This is a genomic window from Streptomyces sp. NPDC054841, from assembly GCF_053611045.1.
The window spans coordinates 1-6,236 of sequence record NZ_JBSGZO010000480.1; the positions used below are offsets into that span (position 1 = coordinate 1).

The window sequence follows — 6,236 nt, forward strand, 5'->3', positions numbered from 1 at the left end:
GTGACGAGACCCTCATCGCCGGCGCCGACGCCCTCCTCCTCCAGCTCGAACTCCCCCTCAGCGGCGTGATCGCCGGTGCCGAGGCCGCCCGCCGCCACGGGGTGCGGACCATCCTCACCCCGGCGCCCGCGCAGCCCTTGCCTCCCGAACTGCTCGTCGCCACCGACCTGTTGGTGCCGAACGAGCACGAGGCCGCCGCTCTCGCCGGCACCGCCGACCCGCACGCCGCCGCCGAGGCGCTGCTCCGCCAGGTGCCCGAGGTGGTGATCACCCTCGGTGCCGCGGGCAGCCTCTACGCCGCCCGCGGCGCGGAACCCGTCACGGTCCCGGCCCCCCGCGTCCGCGCCGTCGACACGACCGCCGCGGGCGACACCTTCGTCGGAGCCCTCGCGGTGGCCATCGTCGAGGGCAGGCCGATGCCCGCCGCGATGGCCTGGGCCTCCGCGGCCGCCGCGCTCTCCGTCCAGCGCCCGGGCGCCTCGTCCTCCATGCCGTACCGCACCGAGATCGACGCGGGAACGGAGGGCGTGACGACCGGCCGGTAGCCGCCGTCCCCGTACCGCTGTCGCCGCACGAACACGAGCAACGAGTCCCGAGCCCCGAGCCCACGCAAAGCCCCGCAGGAGCCTCGCAAGGAGCCCCCATGCACGACCCCGACGCCGACGGTGTCGCCGCCCGCCAGCACGCCGGAGACGGTCCGCTCGCCGGACTGCGCGTCCTCGATCTCGCCACTCTCTTCGCCGGCCCGCTCGCCGCGACGATGCTCGGTGACTTCGGCGCCGACGTCATCAAGGTCGAACACCCCCGTAAACCGGACCCGTCACGCGGTCACGGTCCCGACAAGGACGGTGTCGGCCTGTGGTGGAAGCTGCTCGGCCGCAACAAACGCACCATCACGCTCGATCTGTCCACGCCGGGCGGCCGCGAGACCCTGCTCCGGCTCGCCGCCACCGCCGACGTCGTCATCGAGAACTTCCGCCCCGGCACTCTGGAGAAGTGGCGGCTCGGCTGGGAGGAGCTCTCCTCGGCCAACCCCCGTCTCGTCCTGGCCCGGGTCACCGGCTTCGGTCAGTTCGGCCCGTACTGCCACCGCCCCGGCTTCGGCACCCTCGCCGAGGCGATGAGCGGCTTCGCCGCCATCACCGGCGAACCCGACGGTCCGCCCACACTCCCTCCTTTCGGCCTCGCCGACTCGATCGCCGCACTCGCCACCTCCTACGCCGTCATGACCGCGCTGACCGCCCGCGCCGCCACCGACCGAGGCCAGGTCGTCGACATGGCCATCATCGAACCCATCCTCACCGTCCTCGGCCCGCAGCCCATCTGGTACGACCAGCTCGGCTACGTCCAGCCGCGCACCGGCAACCGCACCGGCAACAACGCCCCGCGCAACACCTATCGCGCGGCCGACGGCACCTGGCTCGCCGTCTCCACCTCCGCGCAGTCCGTCGCCGAACGCGTCGTGCGGCTGGTCGGCCGGCCCGAGCTGGCCCGCGAGCCGTGGTTCAGGTCCGGCAGCGGCCGGGCGGAGCACGCCGACGTACTCGACGAGGCGGTAGGCGGCTGGATCGCCCGCCACAACCGTGACGAGGTGCTCGCCGCGTTCGACAAGGCGGAGGCCGCGGTAGCCCCCGTCTACGACATCCGCGACGTCATGAACGATCCCCAGTACCGCGCGCTGGACAGCGTCACCGAGGTCCCCGACGCGGAACTCGGTCCGATCCGTATGCAGAACATCCTCTTCCGCCTCTCCGAGACTCCTGGTGGCATCCGCTGGGCCGGCCGGCCGCACGGCGCGGACACGGAAGCCGTCCTCACCGAACTCGGGCTCACGACTGCCCGCATCGCCGCCCTGCGCAGCGAAGGCGCGCTATGACCCCGCTGGCTGTCACCCCCCGGGGCCTCCGCCCCCGAGGCCTTCCGCTCACCTGGCTGTACGCCCCCGGAGACCGGCCCGAAGTCGTCCAGAAGGCCCTGTCCTCCGGGGCCGACATCGTGATCGTCGACCTCGAGGACGCAGTCGCACCGCACCGCAAGGCGTACGCCCTCGAAGCGACCGCCGAACTTCTCACCTCCCCCCAGCCCGTACCGGTCCATGTCCGCATCCACGCAGAGCGGGACATCACCGCGCTGGCCCCCCTGCCCGGCCTGTCGGCTCTGCGTATCCCCAAGGTGGCACACGCCACTGACATCCGGGGTCCGGCGAAGCTGGCACCGGGGACGGAGCTGTACGCGCTGCTCGAATCGGCGGGGGGCGTCGAGCACGCCTACGCCATCGCGACCGCCGATCCCGCCGTACGCGGGATCGCGCTAGGCGAGGCGGATCTCCGCGCGGACCTGGGGGTACGCAACGACACCGGCCTCGACTGGCCGCGCAGCCGCATCGTGGTCGCGGCCCGCGCGGCCGGACTCGCCCCGCCGACGCAGTCGGTGTACCCGGACATCCGTGACCTGGACGGCCTCGCGGCCTCCTGCGCCCATGGCCGCGCTCTCGGCTTCATGGGTGACGGCGGCGGGGGCGGCCACCGGTGCGGGAGCCGCCGGGGCCGGCGGCGCGGCGGTGACGCCGAGGAGCAGAGCGGCCACGACGGCTCCGACTCCGCCGAGCGAGCGCAAACAGAAACGTGCCGGTCTCATGGGGATCTCCACGGGAGGGGACTGGCAGGAAACTTTCCTAACTGTTTCTGGATAGCAGCCTCGCACAGAGCCTCGCAAGGGTCATGACAAGAGACGGAGTTCAGCCCGTTGACCGTGCTCTCCGGCGTCGTCTTGCCGGTCCCGGCGCGTGTGCGTCCCGCTCCGGCCGCGCCTAGCGTGGACCCATGATCCGGTTCGAGCAGGTCAGCAAGGTCTACCCGGACGGTACGACCGCCGTGGACGACCTGTCCTTCGAGGTTGCCGAGGGAGAACTGGTCACCCTGGTGGGCCCGTCCGGCTGCGGCAAGACGACCACGATGATGATGGTGAACCGGCTCATCGAGCCGTCGTCGGGCCGCATCCTCGTCGACGGCGAGGACATCTCCGGCGTCGACCCCGTCAAGCTGCGCCGCCGCATCGGCTATGTCATCCAGCAGGTCGGGCTCTTCCCGCACCGGACGATCCTCGACAACACCGCGACGGTCCCCTCGCTGATCGGCTGGAAGAAGGCGCAGGCCCGGGCACGCGCCGCCGAGCTGCTCGACCTGGTGGGACTCGACCCGTCGACATACGGCTCGCGGTATCCGGCTCAGCTCTCCGGCGGCCAGCGCCAGCGGGTGGGCGTGGCCCGCGCACTGGCGGCCGATCCGCCGGTACTGCTGATGGACGAGCCGTTCGGCGCGGTCGACCCGGTGGTGCGGGAACGGCTGCAGAACGAGTTCCTGAACCTCCAGGAGACGGTCCGCAAGACGGTGCTGCTCGTCACCCATGACATCGAGGAGGCGGTACGGATGGGCGACCGTATCGCCGTGTACGGACAGGGCCGCATCGAGCAGTTCGACACGCCCGGGGCCGTGCTCGGCGCACCCGCGACCGACTACGTCGCGCAGTTCGTCGGCGCCGACCGTGGGCTCAAGCGGCTCTCGGTCACCGAGATCGAGGCCGACGACCTGGAGCAGCCGGCGGTCGCACGCGTCGACGAGCCGGCCAAGGAGGCGTCGGCCCGGCTGCGGACCGAGGACGCCCGCTGGGCGGTGGTGCTCGGCGCCGCGGGTGACCTGCACGGCTGGGTTTCCGCGGAGGCCCTGTCCATCGCCGGGGAACAGGGCACGGTCGGTGATCTGGCGCGGCGGATGGCAGCCTGGGTGCCGCTCGGGGCACCGCTGAAGCAGGCGTTCAGCGAGATGCTGCAGCACGACGCGGGTTGGGTCGCGGTGGTGGACGGGGCCCGCTTCGCAGGGGTGCTGACCCCGGCGAAACTGCACGAGGCGCTGCGCCGTTCGGTCGACGCGGACGCGCAGGGCGTGGCGCGCGACGAGGTCGACTTCGACTCGGTGTCGGACGCCTGACACGCCGGTGAGGCCGGTCGTATGCGGGAGGCCCGGACCCGGCGCGGGCCGGGCCACCGTGGGACGGGTGAAGTGGCAGGGTTTCACCGCAGGAGCAGCCCCTTGGACTCCAGGTACTCCCTCGCGACGTCCTCGGGCAGCCGGCGCCGGCTGTCGACCTGTTCGTTGAGCCTGGCGAGGTCCGCCGTGGTGAGTACGGAGTTCAGCCTTTCCAGGGCCTTGGTGACGCCTTCGCCGCCCGCCCGTGCACGATTGACGACGGGGACGATGTAGTCGGCGTTCTGCAATCGCTTGTCGTCCTGCAGGAGCACCAGGCCGAAGTCGTCGAGGGTGGCGTCGGTGGTCGTGGTCAGGACCATCTGGTCCTGACCCGACTGGACCGCCTGTTTGGCCTGGGTGGTGCCGACGCCCTTGGGGTCGATCCCGGTGATGTCGATGCCGTACGTCTGCTTCAGCCCGGGGGCGCAGTACGGCCGCTGGACACATTCGTCGCCCGCGGCGAGGCGTACGGGCTGCTTGGACCTGCCGAGGTCGCTCAGCGTCTTCAGATGATGGATGCGAGCGAACTCCGCCGTGACGGCGAAGGCGTTCTGGTCGACCGCCTTGCCCGCGTCGAGGACCATGAGGCCGCGCGGGGTGGCGAGGGAGCGCAGCGCGGTCATGGTGGCGGTGAGGTCGGGCGTGCCGACGGCCGGCGCCCCCGGACCGTTGACCTTGGCGTTGAGCCAGTCCCCAAGGGTCGCCGCGTACTCGGGCACGACATCGATCTGGCCGCTCTCCAGGGCGGGTTCGTAGATCTCACGGTTGGTGACGGAGATGATCCGCGTGTGGTACCCGGCCTGCTCGAGCAGCAGGGCGTACATCCGGGCGAGCAGGTCGCTCTCCGTGAATCCGGCGGAGCCGATGGTCAGATGCCTGCTGTCGCCCGGCGAGGCGGTCACCTCGCCCTGGTTCTCCAGGGAGGGTCCCGTGGTGCAGCCGGTCACCGCCGGCAGGGCCGCGGCCGCAAGGAGCAGGAGGAGAAGCAGCGTACGGAGCGGCCTCATGCTCCTGTCCCCCGTGCCCACGCGGGTGCCAGCCGCTCCACGGCCACGAAGACCGCCTCGACGAGCAGCGCGAAGACGGCGACGAGGACGGCGCCGGCGACGACCTGCGGGGTGGAGGCGAGGTTGAAGCCCGCCGTGATGATCCGGCCGAGCCCGCCGCCGCCGGCGAGCGCGGCGATGGTCGCGGTGGCGACGAGCTGCACGGCGGCGATCCGTACGCCGGTGAGGATCAGGGGCATCGCGAGCGGGAGTTCCACGCGCAGCAGCATCTGGATGCCGGTCATGCCCATCCCCCGGGCGGCCCGCACGACGTCCGGGTCGACGCCGCGCATCCCCACGTACGCGTTGGTCAGCAGCGGCGGTACGGCGAACAGCACCAGGGCGATGATCGTCGGCCAGTCGCCCCAGGTGCCGATGGGGCTGAGCAGCAGCAGGACCAGTACGGCGAAGGTGGGCACGGCCCGGCCCACGTTGGAGATGTTGACGGCCAGCGCGCCGCCCTTGCCGAGGTGCCCGAGGACGAGAGCGACGGGCAGTGCGATCACGCAGCTGATCAGCAGACAGACGACGGTGAGATGGAGATGCTGGCCGAGCCGGTTCCACACGCCGTTGTCGCCCGACCAGTTGGCGGAGCTGGTCAGCCAGTCCCAGGTCTGGGCCGGCGTGTTCATGCGGCGGCCCGCCGGGACCGTCTCATCCACGGGGTGAGCAGCCGCTGGACGCCGAGGAGTACGACATCGGCGACGACGGCGATGATCACGCAGAGCACTGAGGCGGTGAGCACCTGGGCCTTGAAGTAGGTGTTCATCCCGGAGTAGATGAGGTTGCCGAGGCCGCCGAAGCCGACGATCGCGCCGATCGTGACGAGGGAGACGGCGGAGACCGTCGCGATCCGCAGCCCGGCCATCGCGGCGGGCAGGGCGAGGGGCATCTCGACGGTGAGGAGCAGGCGTACGGGACCGTAGCCCATGCCGCGTGCGGCCTGCCGGGTCTCCTCGGGCACGGAGCGCAGTCCCGCGAGGATGTTCCGCACCAGGAGGGTCAGCGAGTAGAGGACGAGGCCCGCGATCACGAGCGACGCGGACAGGCCGTACAGCGGGAGCAGCAGCGAGAACATCGCGAGCGACGGGATCGTGTAGAGGATCGTCGTCACTCCGAGCACGGGTCCGGCGGCCCAGCGCCAGCGGCGTGCCGCGACGGCGAG

The 6,236-nt window shown here is 71.7% G+C and carries 7 protein-coding genes; 4 read left to right on the top strand and 3 right to left on the bottom strand.

Translation table 11 applies throughout. The features are described 5' to 3' along the window. From ACWGI8_RS37150 to ACWGI8_RS37165, 4 genes are all read left to right on the top strand, one after another. Positions 1–545 (top strand): PfkB family carbohydrate kinase (locus tag ACWGI8_RS37150; protein ID WP_453667847.1); only part of this gene is annotated, 545 nt, incomplete at its 5' end. Positions 546–643: 98 nt separating this feature from the next. Beyond that, positions 644–1,876, top strand: a complete 1,233-nt coding sequence (locus tag ACWGI8_RS37155; RefSeq protein WP_453667848.1) for a CaiB/BaiF CoA transferase family protein — start codon at positions 644–646, stop codon at positions 1,874–1,876. Then, a complete protein-coding gene (locus tag ACWGI8_RS37160) occupies positions 1,873–2,724 on the top strand; it encodes an HpcH/HpaI aldolase/citrate lyase family protein (protein ID WP_453667849.1) in 852 nt (283 codons plus the stop codon). Before ACWGI8_RS37155 ends, ACWGI8_RS37160 begins: the two co-directional genes overlap by 4 nt. Positions 2,725–2,822: 98 nt before the next feature. Then, the gene (locus tag ACWGI8_RS37165) at positions 2,823–3,986 is read left to right on the top strand and encodes an ABC transporter ATP-binding protein (protein WP_453667850.1); all 1,164 of its coding nucleotides are present in this window, start codon (positions 2,823–2,825) and stop codon (positions 3,984–3,986) included. 83 nt (positions 3,987–4,069) lie between these two features. On the opposite strand, the gene ACWGI8_RS37170 is transcribed toward ACWGI8_RS37165, so the two are convergent. The 3 genes from ACWGI8_RS37170 to ACWGI8_RS37180 form a co-directional block, all read right to left on the bottom strand. Next, entirely contained in the window at positions 4,070–5,032 is a 963-nt protein-coding gene (locus ACWGI8_RS37170) for an ABC transporter substrate-binding protein (RefSeq protein WP_453667851.1), read from the bottom strand. After that, positions 5,029–5,703: an ABC transporter permease gene (locus ACWGI8_RS37175; RefSeq protein ID WP_453667853.1), complete on the bottom strand. Its 675-nt coding sequence runs from the start codon at positions 5,701–5,703 to the stop codon at positions 5,029–5,031. Before ACWGI8_RS37175 ends, ACWGI8_RS37170 begins: the two co-directional genes overlap by 4 nt. Next, on the bottom strand, positions 5,700–6,236 hold a 537-nt coding region (locus ACWGI8_RS37180; protein WP_453667852.1), incomplete at its 5' end, for an ABC transporter permease. The genes ACWGI8_RS37180 and ACWGI8_RS37175, both read right to left, overlap by 4 nt.